General features: G+C 53.8%; 30 protein-coding genes. 1 reads left to right on the forward strand and 29 read right to left on the reverse strand.

Translation table 11 applies throughout. The features are described 5' to 3' along the window. Window positions 1–10: 10 nt before the first annotated feature. The 22 genes from NNN64_RS02940 to NNN64_RS03040 all read right to left on the reverse strand — a co-directional run bounded on the left by NNN64_RS02940 (window position 11) and on the right by NNN64_RS03040 (window position 16,769). Window positions 11–1,969 (reverse strand): tape measure protein, encoded by a 1,959-nt coding sequence (locus NNN64_RS02940; RefSeq protein ID WP_271440407.1) that lies wholly within the window; start codon window positions 1,967–1,969, stop codon window positions 11–13. Between the two features lie 129 nt (window positions 1,970–2,098). Further along, a complete protein-coding gene (locus NNN64_RS02945) occupies window positions 2,099–2,536 on the reverse strand; it encodes a phage tail assembly protein (protein WP_271440408.1) in 438 nt (145 codons plus the stop codon). Window positions 2,537–2,545: 9 nt separating this feature from the next. Continuing rightward, window positions 2,546–2,899 carry a phage tail tube protein gene (locus NNN64_RS02950; RefSeq protein WP_271440409.1) on the reverse strand — a complete coding sequence of 118 codons (354 nt, stop codon included), beginning with the start codon at window positions 2,897–2,899 and terminating at the stop codon, window positions 2,546–2,548. A gap of 9 nt (window positions 2,900–2,908) precedes the next feature. Continuing rightward, the gene (locus tag NNN64_RS02955) at window positions 2,909–4,429 is read right to left on the reverse strand and encodes a phage tail sheath subtilisin-like domain-containing protein (protein WP_271440410.1); all 1,521 of its coding nucleotides are present in this window, start codon (window positions 4,427–4,429) and stop codon (window positions 2,909–2,911) included. After that, a complete protein-coding gene (locus NNN64_RS02960; protein ID WP_271440411.1) occupies window positions 4,426–4,599 on the reverse strand; it encodes a DUF2635 domain-containing protein in 174 nt (57 codons plus the stop codon). The genes NNN64_RS02955 and NNN64_RS02960 overlap by 4 nt, the downstream gene beginning before the upstream one ends. Further along, complete coding sequence (locus tag NNN64_RS02965) at window positions 4,596–5,129, reverse strand: phage protein Gp37 (protein ID WP_271440412.1); 534 nt, start codon at window positions 5,127–5,129, stop codon at window positions 4,596–4,598. The genes NNN64_RS02960 and NNN64_RS02965 overlap by 4 nt, the downstream gene beginning before the upstream one ends. Continuing rightward, a complete protein-coding gene (locus tag NNN64_RS02970; RefSeq protein WP_271440413.1) occupies window positions 5,129–5,551 on the reverse strand; it encodes a gp436 family protein in 423 nt (140 codons plus the stop codon). The genes NNN64_RS02965 and NNN64_RS02970 overlap by 1 nt, the downstream gene beginning before the upstream one ends. Continuing rightward, entirely contained in the window at window positions 5,551–6,021 is a 471-nt protein-coding gene (locus NNN64_RS02975) for an HI1506-related protein (protein ID WP_271440414.1), read from the reverse strand. The genes NNN64_RS02970 and NNN64_RS02975 overlap by 1 nt, the downstream gene beginning before the upstream one ends. A gap of 87 nt (window positions 6,022–6,108) precedes the next feature. After that, on the reverse strand, window positions 6,109–7,029 hold the full coding sequence (locus NNN64_RS02980) for a Mu-like prophage major head subunit gpT family protein (RefSeq protein WP_271440415.1): 921 nt from the start codon (window positions 7,027–7,029) through the stop codon (window positions 6,109–6,111). Continuing rightward, window positions 7,026–8,141, reverse strand: a complete 1,116-nt coding sequence (locus NNN64_RS02985; protein WP_271440416.1) for a phage protease — start codon at window positions 8,139–8,141, stop codon at window positions 7,026–7,028. The genes NNN64_RS02980 and NNN64_RS02985 overlap by 4 nt, the downstream gene beginning before the upstream one ends. Before the next feature lie 198 nt (window positions 8,142–8,339). After that, window positions 8,340–8,798, reverse strand: a complete 459-nt coding sequence (locus NNN64_RS02990; protein ID WP_271440417.1) for a phage virion morphogenesis protein — start codon at window positions 8,796–8,798, stop codon at window positions 8,340–8,342. Beyond that, window positions 8,795–10,126 carry a phage head morphogenesis protein gene (locus NNN64_RS02995; protein ID WP_271440418.1) on the reverse strand — a complete coding sequence of 444 codons (1,332 nt, stop codon included), beginning with the start codon at window positions 10,124–10,126 and terminating at the stop codon, window positions 8,795–8,797. Before NNN64_RS02995 ends, NNN64_RS02990 begins: the two co-directional genes overlap by 4 nt. Then, window positions 10,110–11,654 (reverse strand): DUF935 domain-containing protein, encoded by a 1,545-nt coding sequence (locus NNN64_RS03000; protein ID WP_271440419.1) that lies wholly within the window; start codon window positions 11,652–11,654, stop codon window positions 10,110–10,112. The genes NNN64_RS02995 and NNN64_RS03000 overlap by 17 nt, the downstream gene beginning before the upstream one ends. Beyond that, complete coding sequence (locus NNN64_RS03005) at window positions 11,654–13,318, reverse strand: hypothetical protein (protein ID WP_271440420.1); 1,665 nt, start codon at window positions 13,316–13,318, stop codon at window positions 11,654–11,656. Before NNN64_RS03005 ends, NNN64_RS03000 begins: the two co-directional genes overlap by 1 nt. Before the next feature lies 1 nt (window position 13,319). Next, window positions 13,320–13,901, reverse strand: a complete 582-nt coding sequence (locus tag NNN64_RS03010; RefSeq protein WP_271440421.1) for a DUF3486 family protein — start codon at window positions 13,899–13,901, stop codon at window positions 13,320–13,322. 8 nt (window positions 13,902–13,909) lie between these two features. Then, window positions 13,910–14,197, reverse strand: a complete 288-nt coding sequence (locus NNN64_RS03015; RefSeq protein ID WP_271440446.1) for a VpaChn25_0724 family phage protein — start codon at window positions 14,195–14,197, stop codon at window positions 13,910–13,912. Next, window positions 14,197–14,493, reverse strand: a complete 297-nt coding sequence (locus NNN64_RS03020; RefSeq protein WP_271440422.1) for a DUF2730 family protein — start codon at window positions 14,491–14,493, stop codon at window positions 14,197–14,199. Before NNN64_RS03020 ends, NNN64_RS03015 begins: the two co-directional genes overlap by 1 nt. Before the next feature lie 171 nt (window positions 14,494–14,664). Next, a complete protein-coding gene (gene lysC, locus NNN64_RS23285; protein ID WP_442870696.1) occupies window positions 14,665–14,934 on the reverse strand; it encodes an Rz1-like lysis system protein LysC in 270 nt (89 codons plus the stop codon). Continuing rightward, on the reverse strand, window positions 14,852–15,238 hold the full coding sequence (locus NNN64_RS03025; protein ID WP_271440423.1) for a DUF2570 domain-containing protein: 387 nt from the start codon (window positions 15,236–15,238) through the stop codon (window positions 14,852–14,854). Before NNN64_RS03025 ends, lysC begins: the two co-directional genes overlap by 83 nt. Beyond that, window positions 15,225–15,728 (reverse strand): lysozyme, encoded by a 504-nt coding sequence (locus NNN64_RS03030; RefSeq protein WP_271440424.1) that lies wholly within the window; start codon window positions 15,726–15,728, stop codon window positions 15,225–15,227. Before NNN64_RS03030 ends, NNN64_RS03025 begins: the two co-directional genes overlap by 14 nt. 115 nt (window positions 15,729–15,843) lie before the next feature. After that, window positions 15,844–16,263, reverse strand: a complete 420-nt coding sequence (locus tag NNN64_RS03035) for a Mor transcription activator family protein (RefSeq protein WP_163181621.1) — start codon at window positions 16,261–16,263, stop codon at window positions 15,844–15,846. A 71-nt stretch (window positions 16,264–16,334) separates the two neighbouring features. After that, entirely contained in the window at window positions 16,335–16,769 is a 435-nt protein-coding gene (locus NNN64_RS03040; protein WP_271440425.1) for a hypothetical protein, read from the reverse strand. A 123-nt stretch (window positions 16,770–16,892) separates the two neighbouring features. Between NNN64_RS03040 and NNN64_RS03045 the strand changes: the two genes are divergently transcribed. Beyond that, window positions 16,893–17,312, forward strand: a complete 420-nt coding sequence (locus NNN64_RS03045; protein WP_271440426.1) for a DUF2513 domain-containing protein — start codon at window positions 16,893–16,895, stop codon at window positions 17,310–17,312. Here NNN64_RS03045 and NNN64_RS03050 read toward each other — a convergent pair. From NNN64_RS03050 to NNN64_RS03080, 7 genes are read right to left on the reverse strand one after another with little or no spacing between them, the layout of a single operon-like run. Continuing rightward, window positions 17,295–17,609, reverse strand: a complete 315-nt coding sequence (locus NNN64_RS03050) for a hypothetical protein (RefSeq protein WP_271440427.1) — start codon at window positions 17,607–17,609, stop codon at window positions 17,295–17,297. The genes NNN64_RS03045 and NNN64_RS03050 overlap by 18 nt on opposite strands. Beyond that, the gene (locus tag NNN64_RS03055) at window positions 17,606–18,115 is read right to left on the reverse strand and encodes a gp16 family protein (protein ID WP_271440428.1); all 510 of its coding nucleotides are present in this window, start codon (window positions 18,113–18,115) and stop codon (window positions 17,606–17,608) included. The genes NNN64_RS03050 and NNN64_RS03055 overlap by 4 nt, the downstream gene beginning before the upstream one ends. Beyond that, entirely contained in the window at window positions 18,105–18,560 is a 456-nt protein-coding gene (locus NNN64_RS03060) for a hypothetical protein (RefSeq protein WP_271440429.1), read from the reverse strand. Before NNN64_RS03060 ends, NNN64_RS03055 begins: the two co-directional genes overlap by 11 nt. Then, on the reverse strand, window positions 18,557–19,375 hold the full coding sequence (locus NNN64_RS03065) for a hypothetical protein (RefSeq protein WP_271440430.1): 819 nt from the start codon (window positions 19,373–19,375) through the stop codon (window positions 18,557–18,559). The genes NNN64_RS03060 and NNN64_RS03065 overlap by 4 nt, the downstream gene beginning before the upstream one ends. Next, window positions 19,372–19,614 (reverse strand): hypothetical protein, encoded by a 243-nt coding sequence (locus tag NNN64_RS03070; protein WP_271440431.1) that lies wholly within the window; start codon window positions 19,612–19,614, stop codon window positions 19,372–19,374. The genes NNN64_RS03065 and NNN64_RS03070 overlap by 4 nt, the downstream gene beginning before the upstream one ends. Beyond that, window positions 19,611–20,054, reverse strand: coding sequence for a hypothetical protein (locus NNN64_RS03075; RefSeq protein WP_271440432.1), 444 nt, complete (start codon window positions 20,052–20,054; stop codon window positions 19,611–19,613). Before NNN64_RS03075 ends, NNN64_RS03070 begins: the two co-directional genes overlap by 4 nt. Continuing rightward, a complete protein-coding gene (locus NNN64_RS03080; protein WP_271440433.1) occupies window positions 20,051–20,560 on the reverse strand; it encodes a hypothetical protein in 510 nt (169 codons plus the stop codon). Before NNN64_RS03080 ends, NNN64_RS03075 begins: the two co-directional genes overlap by 4 nt. Window positions 20,561–20,590: the final 30 nt, after the last annotated feature.

Below are 20,590 nucleotides of genomic sequence, written 5' to 3' on the forward strand. Positions count from 1 at the left end.
GCTTATCTCATCAGTAAGGGTAAAGGTTCTGACCAGTCCAGACGTTCATGCCCATCCCGTCTTCCTGGATATTGGTGCTGGTTATCTGCAGGCCGTCAGCCAGCTGAATTTTCAGCTGAGCCTGCGCACTGACTTTCTGTTCTGGTGGCGGGGTCTGCGGCTGATTGTTGCCGTCACTGCCAGAGAATTTGGCGTACACGTTGCCAAGCCAGCCGCCGAGATAATCACCCAGCACACCGCCCAGCGTTGCGCCGGCAACCGTACCCATTGGCCCCAGTAGCGACCCCACAGCGCCACCACCCCAGGCACCGGCGGTGCTGCCAATAGCTGACCCTTTATCCTCGGTTGTGGCATTTTCATCCATGAGCGTCGGTGCCATCATAGCCCCGGCCATCAATGGACCACCGAGGCGGGAGAACATACGACCTGCGCCACGCCCCAGCCAGCCCAGTGCACCGGCACCTTTTGCGGCCACACGGCCAATCGCACTGTTGGCCACCCAACTGCCCGCGCCTTTGATAGCAGAACCTGCGCCAGCAAGCATCGAGCCAGCACCACTGAAGATACGGGAAAACAGACCCGCTTTTGCTGCAGGAGCTGCTGCAGGAGATGGCACAACCGGGACACTGGTGCCACGACCACGGCCGGGACCTCGTTTACGCTTTCCGTTGCCGGCGACAACATCACCACCGCCGAACGACGTCGGCCAGTTGGTCACAAAGACCTGCTGAATGAGTTGTGGGTTGCTCATAATCGGCGGCATGCCTGGTCCACCCGCGCCAGGCTGGTTACGCCCGCGCATCCACCGATAGGCACGGTATGGCGAGGTGGCAACCTGCCAGGTTGGGCGAACGATAGCACCGCCCATACGAAGTGCCTTGTTCGCCAGCCAGATACCGCCAATGACCTTGGCCATCGTTTTGAGGCTGACAATATTGTCATCCACCCAACTCAGGGCGTTCTTTCCCATCTCCAGGTATCGCCAGGTTTCAGCAGCTGCACTCTTTATCGTGTCGAAGGCGGTCTGGAAATTAGCGGCTAACTCATCGGTTAGCTGGTCAACACCACTTACACCATTTGCTCCGGGTTTACTCAGTTGGCCATACCAGTCGAGCACACCTTTAACACGGCCTTTAAGTATCTCGAAAGGCCCTTTATTCATCAGTTTATCGGCGAAGTCTTCCCACACATCCCCCAACTGTGCGGTCAGCCCCGTCCAACCATTCATGGCATTTTTTTGAGCACCTTTGGATTCTTCGCTGATCGCCTGAAAGAGCTGGATAATCGACATAATCCCCAGCTTGCCTTTTTCGCCAGCTTGACGGACCTTTGTGACATCTTTGTTCCATCTATCAGCAAGAATTTGATAAACATTGATGCCGTAGCCAGTAAGAAGATTTGCATCCGCAGCCGTAATTTGCTGGCGGGAGAACATCTGTTTTAACTGCAGGGATGCCCCTTGTGCCGCGTTTAAATCCCAGCCTTTTTGCGCCCCCACGTCCTGTAACATGGTTATAAAGTTTTTGGTCTGCTCGTCGGACATTCCAAAAGACTTGGAGCTTATAAGTTCTCCAACAACGCCCGTTAACCCCCATGTGGAATCCTTAGCATTCTGGATCGCCCACTGCATCATCTCACTAGCGTGTTGCTTATTGCCTTTGTACAGGGAACTCATCGCTATTCGCTGGTTTTCACGCGTGGCCGCGATGCTGATAAATAGCTTATTGGCGGTGTAGCCGAGGCCGGCAATCGTTGCACCGCCAGCAGTGAGCATGCCGAACGTGCGGGTTGCCGAGGAACCGAGGCGGTCAATGGAGTTTGAAACACTGGCTACGGAATTGCGCAGACCGTTCATCGCCGTCTGGCTGCTGCGAGCCATTGAGGAGATGTTCCCGGAGAACTGGCGGGAACGCTGGGCAATGTTGCCCATTAAATCAATAATGATTGAGGCGCGAAATTGCCCAGCCATGATAATTACCTTTTAAAGAGGGTTTCAGCCTGCTTGCAGTGTCGGAAAAGGCGGGAGAGCGGAAGAGAAAGGGCCCATTCCGGGCCCCCTTTAAGCATGACGCCGACCGCTATAGCCGCCTGTTCAATCTCATTCCGACACTGCAGCCACTCGCCCCCGGTCAGGGGTCATCGCAGCAGCCTGAGCAACATCACGTAAATCGGTCGCCAGTGAGACACGGTGGAAATCACGCTGGGACATTTTTTTGAGCAGAATCAGCGATAATGGACCTTTAATGACGCCGACTGTTGCAATCTGCCGGCGCAACATCTCCAGCCCCATCTGAGAAGGTGAACTCACCAGCTGCGGACCCGCTTTAGTCTCAACGACACGCTCGGAGGCCATTTGCGCATCAATGATGTCGCCGGCCGTCAGCTCGCGAAATTTGATGTCGTACTGCATTTCCATTTCTTCGCCGGTGCCGAACGGGATGCCGTCAAGCAGGCGGAATGTGCCATTCGTCAGTGCATCCAGAATTTCCTGCTGAAACTCCATTGCTTCCTGCTCAGGGCTTTTAAACTCGGTCATGGTGACTCCTTATGCGATGCGTTTGCTGGTTTTGGCCGCGAGTTTGATGGTGATTTCACCGTCGCTGTTTTGTGGATCATCGGTCTGCCAGGCGTTTGGCATCATCCAGGTTTCCCCGGTATCGGCCTTAAACTCAGCCGTAATGTCAGTCCAGCCGATGATTTCATCCAGACCAATGCCGCTGCCGCCGGGAATTTTGCACTCAAGCGATGCCTCACGCGGTGACGCTTTAAAGCCATACACGCGGCTACCTTTAATAGTCTCACGACTGTCACCGGCTGGCGTGAAGGTACAGCCCGCCAGCGTCTCAAGTTCCAGGCCATTGACGCGGATAAAGGCGACGCCCTGACGTTGATTTGACATATTCCCCCCTTAGAGAATGAAGCGGATCTGTTCTGCGAAGATGCGGAACTGGTTAATGAGGTTTGGCCCAGCCAGCACATCAACACGGTCACGATCGCTTATGTTGCGCACCACGTAGAGTTCGTCTTTAAAGGTGGTGAAGTCTTCAACCAGACCGGCTTCCTCCCACTCAGTAAACAGCGCCAGCAGCTCCGTTTTGATAATCGACGGGGTCACTACCGGTTGACCCGGCGCGAAGTTTGTACCGTCGTCAGCCAGCTTATGGCGCGGGAATTTCTGCGTAATACGCACGCGGGTCGAATAGCGCAGATAGCTCAGTGTCGCGATGGTCTCAACGTTCAGATATGACGGGTCCGGGTCTCCGTAGCTGTTGGTTCGGTAAGTCGTGATCAACCGCTCAATCTGCACCTGGCCGCCATCGTTCACGGTGAAGGTACTGATGCCATCGAATAACAACCCGTTGCGCTCAGGCCAGGTGAAGAGGTCCGTCTGTACCGGCGGCATCAGGTTACTGACGACCAGCGTCTGCAGCGGTCGGGCCGGATCGATGCTCAGTGACGCCGCCGCAACGGCCGCAATACTGGTGCACCATACATACTGAGGCTGTGGTGTCGCCGGCGCACCCAGACAGCACAGCAGGTGATCGTTGCGGGACTGGCCGAACGTGGTCAGGCTCCCCATCGGGCCGTGATAGCTGGTAAATGCAATACCGTCAGCCTGGTTGATTGGCCCCCAGCGCTCCACCAGTTCGGTACGCAGCAGGTTCAGGTTGGCAGGGTCGGTATAGGGCATAACCAGGTATTTAAACTGTAAATCGCCCATCGCGGCGATAGAGGCCGACAGGTCCGGGTTGCTGTTGGTATCAGCCGGATAGGTCACTGTGGCCACAATGCCACCAGGTGTCATTTCCTGATCGTAATAGTTGAAGCGCGTATCCGTCGGGCAGGAGCGGCCGAGAAACTTAGCCGATAACTTCACATCGGCATGCGTCGGGTCGGCGTTCGCGCCGCCGTTATCGGGTACAACAGTCGCTGTCACCGGCAGATCGTATTTTGCATTAATCAGGTCAGCCAGACTCTGCGCGATATCCGCGCCTTTATCGCCGGTCTTAACGGTGGCAGGAATACGAACACCAGCAATATAAGTCACCAGCGTGCCGTTCTCCGTTGCTGTACCGCTCAGCTTAATGGTGGCGGCATCAGCAACACCCGTGCCATCGCCCTGGGCGATGCAGTACAGCTCCGCAACGCGGTTAAGTTTCAGGAACTCGGTTGCCATCAGGTGGATCATCGACCCCTGACCAAACGCTGCAGACGCCTGAGACGGGGAGTAAATACGTGTCAACGTATTCGCCGGCACCGACCCCACCGGCTTCTGATTAACGTCAGAAGCTCGCTGGCCGAACATCAGAACACGCTGACGTGGCGCAGGAGTGCCGGAAACGGCGTTGCTGTTGTTGAACTCGATATACGCCAGAGGAACGCGAATCGCGCCGCCTGCAGGGATCGAATCAAAAGAGATATCGCTCATTTCTCACCTTTCTTAGTGGCTTCTACCGGGAGCACGTCGCCATCTTTGAGGCGGCGCAGCCAGAAACTGTTTTGCGGCTTGGTCTCACCGCCTGCGGCCAGCAGTTTCATGGTCTGCGGGTCGCGAACGGTGCGGCCGGGAGCCGGCTTAATCTTCAGCACATCAGTCATGGTTGTTTCTCGTTTACGTTGATATGCGCCTCAAAAGGCGGTGTGCCATCTGGTTGCTTCCACGTCTGCCAGTGGCGTTCGTAGTCATCCAGAGAGCTGAGATCAATGCTGGTATCGATGGGCGTGGTCCCGCTGAAATAAAGGCCGTAAAGCGCACATCCCGCGCCACCCTGCGCATCGGTATAGAGGTTTTGCCCCTTGGTCAGCTTCATGCCGGTTGTTGAGCCGAATGTCTTCCAGTTAATCCCCGCCACCAGGCGCTCAACAATCTGGTAGATACCCAGCCGATCACCTTCGCGGCCGTTCAGCATGCTGGCGCATACATAGAAGACCCAATGACTTTCAACCTCGCGGGAGGTCCGGCCTGGACCACAGCCCAGCCAGGCGAGATAAACAGCAGGCTCACTCAGCAGCATGCGCTTGATAGCGACGTCATCCCATGTACCCGGATGGGTATCAACATCACGCAAGGTGTTGCCGAATAGCCCTTTAACGGCCTCAAGCAGCGCGGTTTCGGTATCGCCGATCATCAGATAAACCCCTGTTGCTTGCGGCTGAATACCGGCGAGTCAGAGACCACCTGGACCAGATTTTCACCGTCAGGCGCACTGCCTGCAGCATCAGTGCCGAGCGGAATCTTTCCGTCCCGGACGCCCTCCAGCCAACGGATGGCGTCCTTATAGCGTTGGGTGGATTGCTCTGTCGCTCGCGTGTCCTGCAGGAAGTACCAGGCGATGACACAACAGACCTGCGGCAACGTCGCCGGGGCCACTGTCAGTGGTAATGTGTAACGGGCAACAATGTAGCTATCCATCATGGCGGTAGCATCGGCCAGAGCAGCTTCAATAACGCTGTCATCTGGCTGGTTATTGTCTGAGCGCGTTTTGGTCAGCAGATCCAGATTGCGGCGCTGATAACGAAACACCATATCCGCGACAGTGGCATAGGTCATTACGCGTCCTCACCCTGTGTGGCCAGCGCCGCATTGAGCTGCTCACTGGTGATGGTTTCCCCCAGAGCGGCAGACACAGCAGCCACGCGCGGTTTTCCCGCAGAGGTGAAATGCTCAGCGCTGGACTTGTCCAGACCCGCGACGGCCAGAATGATGCGCTCGTTCAGCGGCGGCTCATTCAGTTTTTCAGTCGTCAGCTCACTGCCCAGGCCCACGTTGTCCAGGGCCCCTGGTTCTTCCGGGTCCTGTGCTGGCGTGCCAGATACGATTTTGAGGACGCTGTCGCCTTCGAGAATACGCACTTGCGCTTCAGTGACGCCCACCACGCGATTCTCACCACGGGTAAACGGGATGCCGGCGCGGCGGTATACGTCCCGGTAACATTTGACCACCAGGTCGAAAAGCTGATTGCCAGCTGTTTCGCGAGTCGGTGAAGTGCCTTCAATACCTTGCTTAAGTTCTTCTGACATGACATGGGTTCTCCCTTTGAATCCACGTTAAACGGCAGGTTAAAGGCGGATTAACCGCCTTTAACGTCGGTTCAGACTGCAGGTGATTTACAGGTAGTCAGCGACCACCAGTTCCAGCTTGCCTTTCATTTCGTTACTGACGACGCCGTTGGTGCCGGCAATCAGTTCACGCTCCAGCAACTGGATTGCCGCCTTCTCATTCCCCGGCGTGACCACCAGATGCGTCGGGCGTAGCCCCAGAGGACGACCACCATCGGCGTGGAATTTGCGCATGGTGGTCCAGCCGGTCCAGAGGTTGTCGAGCGTCAGATCGGCATTCATGGCCATCGCCATCTGCCAGAAACCAAAGCCCACAGCACGACGGCAACTGACACCGAACAAAAACTCGTTATCGGTGAATACGTGTTCGTCAGTGATAGTCGTTTTGGAAACCAGTTCGGCTTTTCGGCGGTCCTGGAAGATCAGCGGCTTGATGGCACGAGAGCAATCCAGCAGATACCAGCTGTCGCCTGTCCATTGCGCTGACTGCTGGAAGACGTTCGCCACAGACTTCGCTGTACCGGTGCCGTCCACTTTTGGATAGACAGGGTGATCGGTATCAAAGAAGTTCTGGCCGTCGTAGCACGCCTGGTTAAAGCCATCTTTCAGAAGACCAAACACCAGCTCATCGGGCTGCACTGCAGCAGAACGACCCAGCTCAGAGAACATCGGGCTGTAAACGCCCAGGTTGTCATCTTCGAAATCGTCACGACTGATACCAACCGTACCTTCATACGTTTTGTTGGCTACGGTGTAGGCGCTGGCCGCCATCTGGTTCACGACTCGCGCACCGACCCACTCACGCAACTGCGGCGCGTTACCCAGCCAGCCATAAGTGTTGGATTTGGACGATGACGGTACCGTCATGGCGATTTTCTGGTACTGGGATGGCGCACCATCCAGACCACCCTGAAAATCCTTACGGAATGAGGTCATCAGGGCTTTAATGGAGGCTGGGGTTACGATCATTTATCGTCTTCCTCTTTGAGTTTCTGATAGTCGGCTTCAGACATGCCGAGTGCTTTTGCTGCTGATTTTTCATCTGCAGACAGCGCCGTCAGACCTTCGCGGCGCGTATCAGGGATACTGGTCGTCGCGGTCTGCAGCGCAGTCAGCGCCGCAATCGGCTGTTTGGCGTCAAGCTGAGCGGAGAGCGCGGCAACACCTACCTGCGCACCGACTTTTTCAAAGTAAGCACGCTCCGATTTGAAGATGCGCCCCTCGGTTTCCGCTTTATCCAGGACCGCACTCAGGGAGACGGTGGAATGCTTGCCAGTCACCACTGCCAGCTCCTGGCGAATGGCGTTATAGGTTTCCACCGGTACCCATTTGGTGAGGTCTGGCGTGCCGGGTTCGGCTTTCGCCGTCACCAGTTCTGCACTGAGTGCAGTCACGCGGGTGCTCAGTTCGTCGTGCTTATCTGCCTTGCCCTTGAGCACATCAAAAGCTGACAGTGCAGCTGTGGCCTGCTCATCGGTCACGGCAGCACTCTCTGCCAGCGTGATACCGAGTCGCGCCAGCAGCTGACGCAGGTGTTCATTCATGGGATGTCCCTCATGTGGGTGGTTAGTGAGCTCATCAAAGGAAGCAGCAAGCGCCGCCAGCTTTTGCATGCCGGTTGCGCCGGGGTCATTGGTCAGCGCTACCATGCGCAGCACGGTTGGTGCGCCAGTAACGAGGTCGTAAGGAAAAACAGCAGAAAGGAAGCCGTATTCTTCATTGGTGATGTAAGCCAGAGCAGCCGGAGTCCAGCGGGGTTTAATAAACAGCCCCTGACCGTCACACCACTGCATTTCGTCAGCGTTAAACCAGCCAGCCGCTTTCAGCTCATCGGGAGAAAGTCCCTCGTCTTTACGCAGTTGGTTATGTTCGTAATCAATCAGAACGTCCTGGCCGAGAGCCCGAACGCCATCAATCAGACGAGCAGCAATAGCCGCATCCATATACCAGCCATCAGCAACCTCGAACGGACGACCATCACGGGCACGAAAACGCCCGGCAGGGAGCAACTGGCACCAGCCGTCATCACCGACGGTGGCCGCAAGAATGGCGATACCAAAAGAGGAAGGTTTTGTTTTCATGGCCTGCTCGTTGCTGAGAAACTCAGGCCATTTTTACGCGGGGAAGAAAATGCAGGTGATTCCGGTATCTGACTGAAAACAATGAACCGGATGGAAAGCGAAGCGGGAGAACGGACGCAACCCCATTTAAAACACGTTTAAATCTCTCTGTACGCGTTTAAAAGATTTTACGAGCGTCAACGTATAGCAAATTTCATACTATGGTTTGAGAGCCGCCTGAGCACGTTTTTCGATAGCGGTGTATATCTCTTTGCGACCGACCTTATCAAGCCCCATGTAAGGACGGGCTTCAAGGATAGTATATCGCGCTTTACCACCCCACTGATGAATCGCAGCATAAATCATCGGCGAACCAATCAGCGCCCAGTCCGGGCCATAATCCGTGGTGATGCTCCTGGCCAGATCGCCATTCAGGGTCAGGATGGTGCCTGGAACATAATTATGTTTCTCACGCCACGCAAGATAAGGATCGCTCCAGCTGGCCCAGTGCTCACCGGTGACCGGGTCTGCCTGCTGTTCAAAGGCGTTCTCCGTGGAGGAAAGCAGTGCTGCAGCTGCGGCACGAGGAATGGCCCCATCGTTGGCCATTGCCCCCAGGTTGATGAACGCCGCCTGGATCCTGTTGATATCGAGCACAACCGCCAGTTCAATACTCATGGTGCCTCCTTCATCCCCAGACGACCCTCAATCACTTCAAGCGAGCCAGCGCTAACCGCTGATTGCAGGCTGCTCAGGCTTACCCGTGACAGGCTGACAACCTGGTCAAGCAGGTCGCTGCCTTTCTTCACTGCGGGCTCTGTGCGGATAACTATCTGCTGTCCGGCATCATCTGCAGGCGTTACATACAGGAGCAAATTCCTGGCGTTATCCCACAATACCGCCTGAGGCTGAGCCATCAGCGCTGGTAACTGTTGTACATCGGTATCACTGAGTTTTGGATCTGCAGCGGAAACCGCATCAGACAGACCTTTTTCGGTGATGGCCAATAATCGGGCTGGCTCAGCACCAGCTCTCGCTCTGACCATCGCGGCAACGGATTCTGACATGAAGCCCAGCGTCTGAACGGCATCACCGGCGCGGCCGCTGGCGAGGGTTCGTTTTGCCCATACTGAAAATGCCAGCTGGCGCTCTCGGCTGTTATTGAGCGACTGGATAACCTGCTCACGCAGCTGCGGGTCGCGGGTCTCGATAACCTTACGAATAAGCGCCTGGTCAGTGCCGAACGCCGCTGAACCTGGGTTATACGACCAGCCCACATCGGGCGTCATCTTCACGCGGCCGTTATCAAATGTCGTGGACTCCGCCCTGAAGATTTCCCCCGTGGTCTCATCAATGCCGGCGTCAACGTCATGGGTGTGCACGAAAGATGCCCCGTAACTGACTTTCAGCCCCAGCGCTTTCATACGTTCAGCAGACAACGCCCTGACGCGACAACGGCAGCCCCAGCCATTCGGTGGATAATGAGTTGCCCAGAAAATATCGTCGAAACGAAATACCATCAGGTGCAACTTCCAATGTTCCGGGCGGGTACGACCATCATCAATGGCCACATACTGCCAGAACGGGTAATCCTCAACGTTATTCATCATCTGCGCATAACGGCCGCTGTTATAAGCCGTGCGCATATTTACGTTATAGATGGTGGCAAGCCGGCGCGGGCTGCCCAGCTCAATTTCTTTCGCATTACCCTCGGTATCGACAACAATCTGATTTCCCCACCATCCCAGCTTCTGCAGGCGCGGTGCCAGCGTCCGGGTAAACTCCTGACGCGTGATGCCGTCGTGGACAGCGCGATCAACCTCGTCACGAATGGTGTTAAGCACATCAAGCCGCACCGCTTTAGCGACGGTAAACGCGCGGGCATGCGCGTCCGTCAGTTGCTCATACCAGTTCCAGGTGACGTTATGCCCCCTGGCTCTGAAATAAGAGACCGCCTCTTTTGGGGGTAACCGTGCGGCATAAGCCAAATCAACTGCCTGTGCCATCGATGCGCCCCCACAGGTCAGCAACAAAGATAGCGCGGGTCAGGAGGTCGATAAGCGCTGCATCATCCAGTTCGGGATAGAGCGTCGCCGCATCCTGCATCGCCGATTCAGGACCATTTTTAATAATGCTGGCGATAACGGGCTTTAAAAGCGGATCAATGGCCTGTTTAAACGCGTCCGGCGTCACCGCCGCGCCCATATCGTCAATATCATCAGTCTGCTTCAGGTCTGTCGCACTCAGACTGGCCTGGCCGTTCACCACTGGCAGACCTTCAGCCACAGGCGCGGCGCGGAATACCTGCTCGTCACCATTCGGCTGCGGGATATTCAGTTTTTCCTGAATCCAGGACACCGGCACCGGCATGCCTGCCGCCAGTTTCGGGATGGCCTCCGCAAACATGGAGAGGTCTTCGTATTCCCCGGAATCAAACACAATACCCGGCAAACGGCACGGGTCGAGGGTGGTTCGGCTGTTGACTGCCAGCAACGGATAAATCAGGTCACGGTTGACAGAGCGACGCAGTTGCCGCAGGTCGGCATTACGGATCTCTTTACGGACTTCGTTATGGACTTCACCCAGCGAACGAGCACCTTTGTCACCGGCTTCCGTGGTCAGCGTCCCCCCCAGAATAGCTTTTGACATGGAGCGCTCAGCCCAGCTGATTTGCGCCTGGAACGGGTCTGCCTGGCCATCGGCCGCACTCTGGAACTCCAGCGCCATACCCATCGGGATAATACCGCCAGCACGACGCCCGATATCCATGACTGCCTGCATCAGAGTGGATTTCTCTCGGGAGGTTGCGCCGGTTGGGTACTTGCCCACGCGCATCGGTAGGCCGTAAATCTCCAGAAACTCAGCAAAATCACGCACCGAATAGTTTTTGAAGATAAACGGCCAGACCAGCGTACGGACCAGACCCAGCGTACCGGCATACCCTGAGCGGGATTTAGCCTGATGGCGGAACCAGCCAAACGGCTGAAGTTCAACACCGTCGGCGCTGCCATCACGCAGCCTGAGCTGGTTCAGATTGCTTTCTGGCGTGCAGAACAACGCAGGATCACGCCAGTGAAGCGCAACGGGTACGCGCTGTTTACCCAGCCAGCCCCATTCGATCTCCTGCATGCTGTAGCCCTTGAGGATGGCATCACCGGCATCAAAAATGCCGTCCTCAAACCAGGCAGCGTCCTGCAGCATCTCATCGAGCATGGCCGCATCTTTCTTTTCCTGCGGAGTGGCGTCTTTCGGTGGCTGAATGCTCCAGGGTAAAGACTGAATGGCCAGCCGGCGCTTTGACAGCTCGGAAAACAGATGCGTGTCTTTTTCTTCCATATCAAAGGCGAGGTCAGCCTGAGCCGTCAGGTCTCCGCGTTCTGCGTCACGCAGGATAATGGCGGCACGGTTTGGCGTGATACCACTGGAAGGGTGCTCCTGGGTACGCTTTGCCATCATCACCAGTGATTCCTGCGCCGTCTGCAAATCAGGATCAAAATCGAAGGGATTGCCCGTTAAATCCAGAATACGGCCCATTACCAGCATCCTCTTTCAAATTCGTGGTAGTCATCATGGGTTTCATCATCGTGCGCATTTTCCCGGCGCTTACCGGGCAACGCCTGCACGCTGTCTTCGTCGATGACAAAACCATTCATATAAGAAGCCCGCACCGCCATCGCCAGTGCTACCGCAAAGTCACCGTGACGTTTGCCACCGGTGCCACTGGCATTGGCGTCTTTGGTTCTGCCCTTATCAATCTGGGGAACGCCGTTAACGACCTTGATATTGAGCAGGTCATCCAGCGTTGTCTGGTGACGGGCGATAATCAGGTTCTGCGCCTCAAATTCACCTTTTAGCTTTGGCATCCATTCCTGATACCAGGCTGCAGACAGGTGCACGCTGTCAATCATCTCCGGGCCATACACCAGACGCGCAGCCTCAGCGAGATACCCACCATTACCGGTGGCATCAAAAGCGGCACCAATAAAGCGAGGTAAACGCGCCAGGATAAACAGCATGATCTGACGCTGCTGGTCATAGGTGACGTTCTTCAGCTCAACGCGGAAGCACTCACGCTTATACAGGTCTGCGGTGATTTCCAGCGGGACAAAGACTGTCAGGTCGCCATTACGCGCAAAGTCTTCACCAAAGGCGTGCTTATGCTGGACGTTGAGCGCCGCCAGTAACGGGGCCAGCTCTTTCTCGCACCATGCTGAAACTTCCGCTTCCCGCAGTTCTGGCGACCAGGATTCAAAATCGTCAGGTGCTTCAAAGCGCAGGATCGGAATATCACGCTCCGGCGTCATTGCTGCTTCAATCAGTACGCGGGAAAGGTAAGCACCGCCAGACTTTTTCGGCACGCAGCCGTATTCCTCGTCGGCGCTCTCTTTGTTAGGGGCATTGCGGTAAAGGTCATCACGCCATTTTTTCTCTTTTTCGGCGGACCACTCCTGACCCGTGACGTAGCAGATACGGCGATACAGACCATCACTGATCGCGTCATCCAGGGTAATACGATGAACGGAATAATCTTTCCGGCCCTCTCGCGCGTCCTGAATGTACTGGTTAAACAGATTATCAACGCCGTTATGCGTGGAGATGATGCGTACACGAGCGCCCCACATGGTCAGTGCAAACGCCGCTTTAAGCAGCTCATCAAGCGACTCATGGAAACCGGCTTCATCAATAACGACGTCACCCTGCAGGCCACGCAGGTTTGACGGCCGCGAGGACAGCGCCTGGATCTTAAAATTGCTGTTCGGAAAGCGAATCATGTACGACAGAATTTCTTCGTTCTTATCGCTGTCCCAGAAGGTCTGCTCATAGACGTCGGCTTTTGCCAGCTGGTTGAAAGCACGGGCAAACAGGGCACAAGCGGCGATGTACTCCAGCGCCATCTCCTGGCGGGAGCCAACATAGAAGACATTGCGGCCACCGCGCTTGCGGGGTTTGGCTGCGGTCATGACGTTGCGGCCAGCTTCTGCCCAGGTCAGACCGGTACGGCGGGATTTTTCGGCAATACAAATCTGGCTTTCATCACTGAACCAGCGGGCCTGATAGGGAAGAAACACCGATTCAGTTGCCGGGTTTATGCTGCCGGCATCGGTGACGATATCGACGCCAAGTTTGCTGGCTTCTTCCTGCAGGTCAATCTGGCGCGGTTGACTGAGTGGGGTGAGTCTTTTATTAGGGGAAGCCATATCATGCTTTCCCTAACAGAACGTTGCGGATACGCTGCTCAAGCTCTTCGCTCATCCCATCCGTGCCCCGCAGCTCGTCGCTGACAGCATTAGCCGCTTCTTCTGCAAAGGCCTGGCGGATCTCTTTCTCGCGCCTGTGACTGGACATGGCTGTAGCTTCAAGACGTTGTGCGGCCAGCATGGCGTTTTTCAGCACATCGATATCGACTTGCGTGTCCGGGTTATTAGCCTGTGCCATAAACAACTTGAACAACTGGCCACGCGCCATTTCCAGGATAAGTTTGGTGGTATCGCCCATTGGCTTATCACCCAGTTCGGCCGTCAGTTGCGATGTTGCCTCACGCAACTGGCGCATACTGTGTCCGACCTGCTCAACACTGGTGGCATAGCGATTAAGACCAGAACGGGAAAGGCGCATATCCTCTGACAAACCCGCGCCATCAATCAGAGCATTAATCTCTTCAAGGATTTGCGCCTGGGGAATGGCTTTATCACGCAGCATTTCATGCAGGGTTTTACGCACGTTTTCAGGCAGTAAATCGACCTTGGAAGCTCGGCCACGAGTGGGTTTAATCGGTTCCATAACAGACCTCAGCGAGCGCGTGGCTTTTTAACACCAGAAACACGGGCGCGGCCTTCGGCAACATCCTGCCCCCGACCGGTGATAGTGACGACATAGAAACCTCGCAGGTTTTCAATCGTCACCAGCCCTTGCTCCTGAAGCCAGTCAATATGAGTGCGAACGAGGTCGCGTGAAATATTGTGGCCATAGGCATCAAGGCAGTCATTCAGGATGCTTTCGTTCGCTTCGTTGTTGCAGTCCATCAGGCTGCGAAGAATGACCAGCCTCTGGTCTTCCGTCAGAATATCGTTAATCATCATTTACTCCGGTTCACCGCATTTTCCAGTAACAATTCAATCTGGTGGGTCATTGACTGCACGCGCTGGCCGATAACCTTCATATCTCCAGCCATCTCCGTCATACGCAGGCGCATTTCCTGCATATCTTCAACGCCTGGCATGTTGGCGTATTTGGTTTCCATCTCGGTGAGGCGATTTTCCAGCTTCTCTACCCGCTCAGTACTGGCAAACGTGCGGCGCATAGCCCAGACAACCCCACCAAACGCAACCGGTAACAGATATGGCCATAGACCGATAAGTTCATAAATGCCCACGTTTAACTCCCTGAATAACAACGCTGACACAACGTCTCATACTGGCCAGTCAGCTCAACAATCCCCAGCCTGCGACGACATAAGGCACAAATACGGTCAGGCTCAGAGCGCCGGATTTGAGGTCCAGGCCAGCTGCAACCTTGTTGCTGCCAGAGTTCCCGCAGATACTCTTCAGCCTCCTGAAGCAGGTCGGCGTCCATAAATTTCAGTCCTTTTTGAATCCTGCTGGCGGGCATCGCTCTTATCGCGATTGCACTGGCCAAGAGCCAGTAACAGTGTCGCATTCCAGACCACCGAGGCACCGTATGTGAACGGTGCGGGGCGCACTGGTACAGGCGTTTCCGCCAGCAGTTCTGCATCAATAGGCAGCGGAGTCACCACCACCGGAACGGGCGCGGTTCTCGACCCGCTGCAGCCACTCAACAGCAGCAGCAGGCACATCGCGCTTAGCGCATTCGTCTTTTTCAAGGATGAGGGTGATCTGGTTCTGAGCTTCATCGCGCAGCCTCTCGTCTTCGCGCCGTGCTGCGGCATTGGCCGTGCGGATGGCACTGAATATCTGGATAGTTTGCTCCTGGCCGTGTAGCAGCCATTCTGCTGTGTTTCTGGCTTGCGTCTGGGTCTGCAAGTCCCGGCGTAACTGGACGTTATCGCTGTGCATTCTCTCAGCCTTTACCCAGACCACACCAACGGTGACCAGTAGTGCAACCGCGCCAGCAGCGATAAGGCGATCAGCGAAGGTCATCAATATCCCCTACAGACCAGATGGCCATCTCAACTTCACGGCGCGTCATCAGTCCTTTCCACGGTTTGCCGGCGGCAAAGACCCAGCGACGCATCTGGTCGCGAGCACCTTCGAAATCACCAGCATTCAACTTTTTGAGGAGGGTCGAACGAGCAAATGCCCCGGTGCCGGTATTGAAAACAAAGGTCTCAAGCGCAGTACGCTGAAAATCGGTTAAAGGGACTTTTACCAGCCGTTTAATGACTGCCCGAACGGGCTTTAAATCGCTGTCCAGTAGCGCCATGCATTCATCATGGGTGTAGGTGCGCATCTGGATATCAGCGCCAGTATGGCCAACACATACGGTCAGGATGCCGGCAATGTCGCGGTACGGGGTATATTCGATCCCCTCGACGTGGATAAGGGTCTCGCGGGTCATTTCGTGATAACCGCCACCGGCGATAGCAATCGCCAGCAATGACGCTTTCAGACTACGGGGTATTTGGGGCATCAGCTTATCCGGTGAGTGGATCTGCATCCGAGGATAAGAAAAAGCTGATTAGAGAGGTGATTCCGGTATCTGAGTACAACCCGCGCTCTCGAGCGCTGTCAGTTGTTGCAGATGGTTAGTGCGGGAATAAATCCGGTTGACGGCGGCGAGTATGAAGTTTGCGCTGACGGGCGATGATATCGTAAATCTGAGTCTGAGATAAACGATGCTCGCGGCGCAGGTCTTCAAGGTTGCGGCCATCGAAACGGGAGAAGATGAGATCGTCCCGTAACGCTGTAACAAGCTTGTCCCCGGATGGCAGATAATACTGACGTCCGCCCATATAGTGGGACATGGCCAGCGCCAGTTTACGCGCCAGCAAGCGGCTGTCTTCAGCAACTCCGAGGCGCTTCAATTCTGCCTCCATCACATCGACAAGCGCAACCAGCATTTGTGGCCATTGGTGCTCAAGCTCACCGACTGGGATATTGTCGATATGGTCAAGCAACTGGTGAATGGCCGGGTCGTGTTCAAAAAGCTCCGACTGTTGTGACATAAACCCTCCTCAAGGTAAGTGCACAGTCAGTATACAAAAAATCCCGCACTATGGCGGGATTGGTGATTAGATCAGTTATCGCGTTTACATCGGTAGTACTTAGAAAATTTCAGTTCATCTTGGATATAAAGCTGTTTACCTGCTTTATCAACCGCAAAGCCTCTTACATACGCAGGATTATTCAGAGAGTGATACAGGTAAGCCATTCCATTCTTAACAGGTCCTGGTGCATCTTTTTTCTCTGGTTTTTCTGTAAGCATGAAAAGCTCTTGGGTATCAAGATTTTGCCATGTTCCTAAGTCCACCCCCATATGCAAACGGATACCACTGCAGGTCCAGAAACCAGATGCGGGGTCTTTTTTCACGGGTTTGGTATCAGCCCAAACGGAATCACTGTTTTTTAAATGCTCTGCTGCAACAGCTTCTGGATCAAAATCCTCAGCATAAGAAGCCGATGTAGATAATCCCCCCCAAGCTAGTAAAGCTATCATCAAAACTCTTTTCATAATTATTCCCTTTATACTGTGTGGCTTAAAATTAACAGCATTCTAATTTGAAAGCATTTGCTGATAACGTTCTTTTGTGATTCCGATAAAACTTGTTCAACTTTTCCATAGGAGACGTTTTTAATGAAAATTGACCTTGATGAAATGAAAAGGCTGCTAAATGTGTTCCTTGAATCTCCGAAACCTTACGTAACGATCACAGAGCTTGGTGTCATTGACAGTGCTGATGATTCAGATAAGGTCATAGCCCATCTTTTATTGATGGCTGAGAATGGGTTCATCAGCAGCCTGCAACTTGAAACTGGTTTTGATTCTCTGGGGCTTCGCCCAAGTTATGGCAGCTCTGGTGTCAGGTGGAACTTTGCCGTCAGACCTATAAGACTTACTCAAAGTGGTCACGATTTTGCCTCCGTCTTAAACCAGCGACCTGTATTTGAAAGATTGAAAGAGGAGGCGCAGGAGGCACCAGTGGCCCTCCTGCGTAAGGTTGGTAGTGCCCTTACAGAAAAATTGCTGAAAGAAAAGTTAGGACTTGGGGACTGAAGATAATAGATCCGCTAATCGGGCTGCTGCAATTGCAGCAGCATCATATTCACCAGCGGACATTGCCTGTGTTCTGATTGCGTCCAGATTACAGACAACACGGTACAGGTTCATTTTTGATATCAGTTCAAGTTTATAATCCCGAACCAGCTCAGCAATTACGGTTGAGCGATAAACAGTGTCTGTGTTTTTTAACCAGCCATGAATTAACTCCTCAGGCCAGCCGCTTGCAATCAGTTCAGCGGCATGGACTTCAGCATTCGACAGCTCGCGGATATTATTTGATTCTGGTTTCATTTTGCCCCCTTGCAAATGCTCAACATGTTCTGATAGCGCGCACATACACTGTCATAAGTGGGTTTAATACCGGTGCCAGGTAAACGCTCAAGCATGCACCGCATATGCCACCGTTTCAGACTTTCCAGAACAGTTCTCGCTTTCTCGTCACGCAGCCAGTTCAGCTTTGCCACTCCCTCGCCGCCGTTCTGCTGGCGGGTAATACGCTTAACGTAAGCATCAATCGCGGACATGTCGTTACTGGTGATAAACCCCTGATTGTACATGGTGAACCATACTGCCCGAATTTTGCCAGCAATCCCCGATGATGCTTTTGGTTTAGATGATACCGGCTTAAAGCCTCTCTCTTTCAGCGCATCAAGAACGGCCTGCAGCTGCTGCGCACTCATATCGCGACAACTTCTCTTACCAGGAACAACCGAGCCCAGAAATACTCGATAGGTCTCATCGTCAAGGCCAAGCGAACGCCGCGCCACGTGGATCAGTTTGATGGTATTAGCACGCATCCTTCACCTCCATAACTTCACTCAATGGAGTCACCAGCTCAAGCCCCTTAATTTTACTGAACTGACAAACTAAAGATTTAACACTAACAAACCACGGTCGCCACGACTCTCGTGTTTCATGTATCCAAGCATTTTCTTTAGCTTTCAAAAATGCTCTGCCTCCACGGTCTTTCTTAATTTTGGCAATGCCTTTTGCATACGGTTTTGTAACAACCCGGCGAAGAACTTTACGATAAATTGGCAAAAAACCATCAGAATCAGCCGCCCACGCTCGTGGCATCTCGCCATTGATGTACACGCAATAAGCAAGTTCACACTCAGCTATTCGAGCCAGATAAACACGGATCCCATGCCCATCAAGCCGGAACTCAACCCAACGATAAAGACCAGATTTAAGGGTATTAGCGATACCTTGCCATTGCTCTTTTGTGATTACGGTTGTCATTCTATTTCAGCCCTCAACTCTTTCATTCGCTGGTATAAATCCGGTGCTTTACCAGTATTGCTTTCGACGGCTGCGACATACAGTGCAGACAGTTCATCCCAATGCTCAATGAATGGGGTCAGAGCTGGATATACTTGTCGCATCACAGGGAAAGCATCCCGAATAGCAGGTACTGCATCAACCAGCCGCCAGCAGCGCCCAAAATCGGCAGGGTCGAGCGGATAACGAAAACAACCGTCATCGCCAGCCGTTGCGCCAAGGAATATCGCAGCCATTGTTTTGCTACTCATGCCGGTAGCATCGCCCACGAACCATTGCCCCACAGCCGACACTGCCAGCAGGCGTTTCGCCAGCGCTCCGGCCCATCCGTTATGCTTTGCAGCCAGATGCAGGAAACCATCATCTATCACGGGCTCATACTCAACGAAAGGCTGTTCACCGGAAAGCGCTACCGCGCCGTCTTCCGGGTATTCAGCGGACTCAATCAGATAGCCTGTATAAGCTTCCAGACCTTCACCTGGACTAGCCTGGATAGTCCCGCTACGGATGCAGTATTCATGTTCCAGCTCGTCACTATCTGGCTCGGCAAAGACCTCAAGACCTGCGAACTCCGCGGCTTCCATTATCTGTTTAGCGGTGAGAATAAGGACGGTATGTCGCTGGCTTCTTACCGTTCGTATGGCTTCCTGAACCATTGAGGACAGACCCTCATCCTCAACATCGAGATCAAGACCATTAATGGCTCGCACCAGATTCACGATCTCATGATCCTTTTGAATAAGGACCTTGTTAAATTGCTCAATGTTCTCGCTCATTTGCGGCTCCTGAAATAGGTTGAGGTGGCGAAAAACAACAGTTCCAGCACATCAAATAACCACCAAAGAGTGATGCATCCAATCAGAGCCGTCAGAGTGAATGGCCATGCCAAGGCAGCAACCAGATCGCTGATTGAATCAACCTCTTTATCCATAATTCCGTTTCCACGCAGCGCTGCAATGAAAAAGAAGGTGATTACGCCGCCAGCGATATAACAAACGATGACGATGACCATCATGCAACTCCTTGTACATCAATTGGCAGGTATCTAAGGACGTGTCGGGTAATAATCTGCCCGGTTCTAGCGCACTGAAAATGCCCCAGGCGAATATCAATTAATGCCCTTTCAAATTGCGGCCAGCCCTGCAGTTGCTTTTTGGCATCCAGCTCGACTAATACAAACACCGTTTCAGCCGAACGTGGCCCGGAAGCCAGATACATCACGCTTCGGGGAATCTCAGTACCCTCAATCCATCCAAATGAGCGCCGACCAGCTACAGGTGATTTGCTGCGGATAATGTCGTAATAACCGTTACGCTCTTTTAGTTCAGAACGAGCCACAGCTTTGCGCAGAGCCTTGATAAGCAACTGGGCACTGGTTCCCGTCGCACTGACCAGTTGCAGACAGGTCATTTCGCCCTTATCGGACAGAACGGCTTTGATTGAGTCGATCATCATTTCGCCCCTTGGCGCTGTTCTGCCTGTTGCTGTTCGCGGATCATCAATTGAGCGGCATGCATCATTAATGCGATACAACGACGTAGACCCAATGCGGCAAAGCGATTATTAGTTTCACGATCTAGATAAAGTGATTCAGCAATCTCGAACTGCTCCTGAGCATCCTTCAGGAGTGAGGAGATGAGGGGAGCCTCAGTCACAACAGGGGCAGCGCAAACGCCAACACGATGAGCCAGCCTTGTCAGCTTGCGGGACTTTGCTTGTTCAATTAGCTCGTTAAGACCATTGTGGCGAAGCTGTTCAATCATAATTTCAACATCTGCCGCCTCTTCAGCGATACGACTGGCATTCGCCTTATGGGTGATGAAGCGGGTGCAGTCAGCTGCTAGCTCATTGCATTCTTCAGCGGTTTTTAAAACCTGACGGTCATATCCCCAAAGAGCAAATGCTGCATCATAAACAGCAGGCTTGGATGTAATAGTCGAAATAATCTGTCGTTCTTTCATAAAATATTCCTTTTGCTGAATTCGGCGCGA

The organism is Citrobacter sp. Igbk 14 (assembly GCF_028069825.1).
In the GTDB taxonomy this organism is placed as follows: Bacteria; Pseudomonadota; Gammaproteobacteria; order Enterobacterales; family Enterobacteriaceae; genus Citrobacter.

Bases quoted from the DNA above. Each gene is read 5' to 3' on its own strand.
- NNN64_RS02940 (WP_271440407.1), bottom strand. From the start codon at position 1,969: ATGGCTGGGCAATTTCGCGCCTCAATCATTATTGATTTAATGGGCAAC.
- NNN64_RS02945 (WP_271440408.1), bottom strand. From the start codon at position 2,536: ATGACCGAGTTTAAAAGCCCTGAGCAGGAAGCAATGGAGTTTCAGCAG.
- NNN64_RS02950 (WP_271440409.1), bottom strand. From the start codon at position 2,899: ATGTCAAATCAACGTCAGGGCGTCGCCTTTATCCGCGTCAATGGCCTG.
- NNN64_RS02955 (WP_271440410.1), bottom strand. From the start codon at position 4,429: ATGAGCGATATCTCTTTTGATTCGATCCCTGCAGGCGGCGCGATTCGC.
- NNN64_RS02960 (WP_271440411.1), bottom strand. From the start codon at position 4,599: ATGACTGATGTGCTGAAGATTAAGCCGGCTCCCGGCCGCACCGTTCGC.
- NNN64_RS02965 (WP_271440412.1), bottom strand. From the start codon at position 5,129: ATGATCGGCGATACCGAAACCGCGCTGCTTGAGGCCGTTAAAGGGCTA.
- NNN64_RS02970 (WP_271440413.1), bottom strand. From the start codon at position 5,551: ATGACCTATGCCACTGTCGCGGATATGGTGTTTCGTTATCAGCGCCGC.
- NNN64_RS02975 (WP_271440414.1), bottom strand. From the start codon at position 6,021: ATGTCAGAAGAACTTAAGCAAGGTATTGAAGGCACTTCACCGACTCGC.
- NNN64_RS02980 (WP_271440415.1), bottom strand. From the start codon at position 7,029: ATGATCGTAACCCCAGCCTCCATTAAAGCCCTGATGACCTCATTCCGT.
- NNN64_RS02985 (WP_271440416.1), bottom strand. From the start codon at position 8,141: ATGAAAACAAAACCTTCCTCTTTTGGTATCGCCATTCTTGCGGCCACC.
- NNN64_RS02990 (WP_271440417.1), bottom strand. From the start codon at position 8,798: ATGAGTATTGAACTGGCGGTTGTGCTCGATATCAACAGGATCCAGGCG.
- NNN64_RS02995 (WP_271440418.1), bottom strand. From the start codon at position 10,126: ATGGCACAGGCAGTTGATTTGGCTTATGCCGCACGGTTACCCCCAAAA.
- NNN64_RS03000 (WP_271440419.1), bottom strand. From the start codon at position 11,654: ATGGGCCGTATTCTGGATTTAACGGGCAATCCCTTCGATTTTGATCCT.
- NNN64_RS03005 (WP_271440420.1), bottom strand. From the start codon at position 13,318: ATGGCTTCCCCTAATAAAAGACTCACCCCACTCAGTCAACCGCGCCAG.
- NNN64_RS03010 (WP_271440421.1), bottom strand. From the start codon at position 13,901: ATGGAACCGATTAAACCCACTCGTGGCCGAGCTTCCAAGGTCGATTTA.
- NNN64_RS03015 (WP_271440446.1), bottom strand. From the start codon at position 14,197: ATGATTAACGATATTCTGACGGAAGACCAGAGGCTGGTCATTCTTCGC.
- lysC (WP_442870696.1), bottom strand. From the start codon at position 14,934: ATGTGCCTGCTGCTGCTGTTGAGTGGCTGCAGCGGGTCGAGAACCGCG.
- NNN64_RS03025 (WP_271440423.1), bottom strand. From the start codon at position 15,238: ATGACCTTCGCTGATCGCCTTATCGCTGCTGGCGCGGTTGCACTACTG.
- NNN64_RS03030 (WP_271440424.1), bottom strand. From the start codon at position 15,728: ATGCCCCAAATACCCCGTAGTCTGAAAGCGTCATTGCTGGCGATTGCT.
- NNN64_RS03035 (WP_163181621.1), bottom strand. From the start codon at position 16,263: ATGTCACAACAGTCGGAGCTTTTTGAACACGACCCGGCCATTCACCAG.
- NNN64_RS03040 (WP_271440425.1), bottom strand. From the start codon at position 16,769: ATGAAAAGAGTTTTGATGATAGCTTTACTAGCTTGGGGGGGATTATCT.
- NNN64_RS03045 (WP_271440426.1), top strand. From the start codon at position 16,893: ATGAAAATTGACCTTGATGAAATGAAAAGGCTGCTAAATGTGTTCCTT.
- NNN64_RS03050 (WP_271440427.1), bottom strand. From the start codon at position 17,609: ATGAAACCAGAATCAAATAATATCCGCGAGCTGTCGAATGCTGAAGTC.
- NNN64_RS03055 (WP_271440428.1), bottom strand. From the start codon at position 18,115: ATGCGTGCTAATACCATCAAACTGATCCACGTGGCGCGGCGTTCGCTT.
- NNN64_RS03060 (WP_271440429.1), bottom strand. From the start codon at position 18,560: ATGACAACCGTAATCACAAAAGAGCAATGGCAAGGTATCGCTAATACC.
- NNN64_RS03065 (WP_271440430.1), bottom strand. From the start codon at position 19,375: ATGAGCGAGAACATTGAGCAATTTAACAAGGTCCTTATTCAAAAGGAT.
- NNN64_RS03070 (WP_271440431.1), bottom strand. From the start codon at position 19,614: ATGATGGTCATCGTCATCGTTTGTTATATCGCTGGCGGCGTAATCACC.
- NNN64_RS03075 (WP_271440432.1), bottom strand. From the start codon at position 20,054: ATGATGATCGACTCAATCAAAGCCGTTCTGTCCGATAAGGGCGAAATG.
- NNN64_RS03080 (WP_271440433.1), bottom strand. From the start codon at position 20,560: ATGAAAGAACGACAGATTATTTCGACTATTACATCCAAGCCTGCTGTT.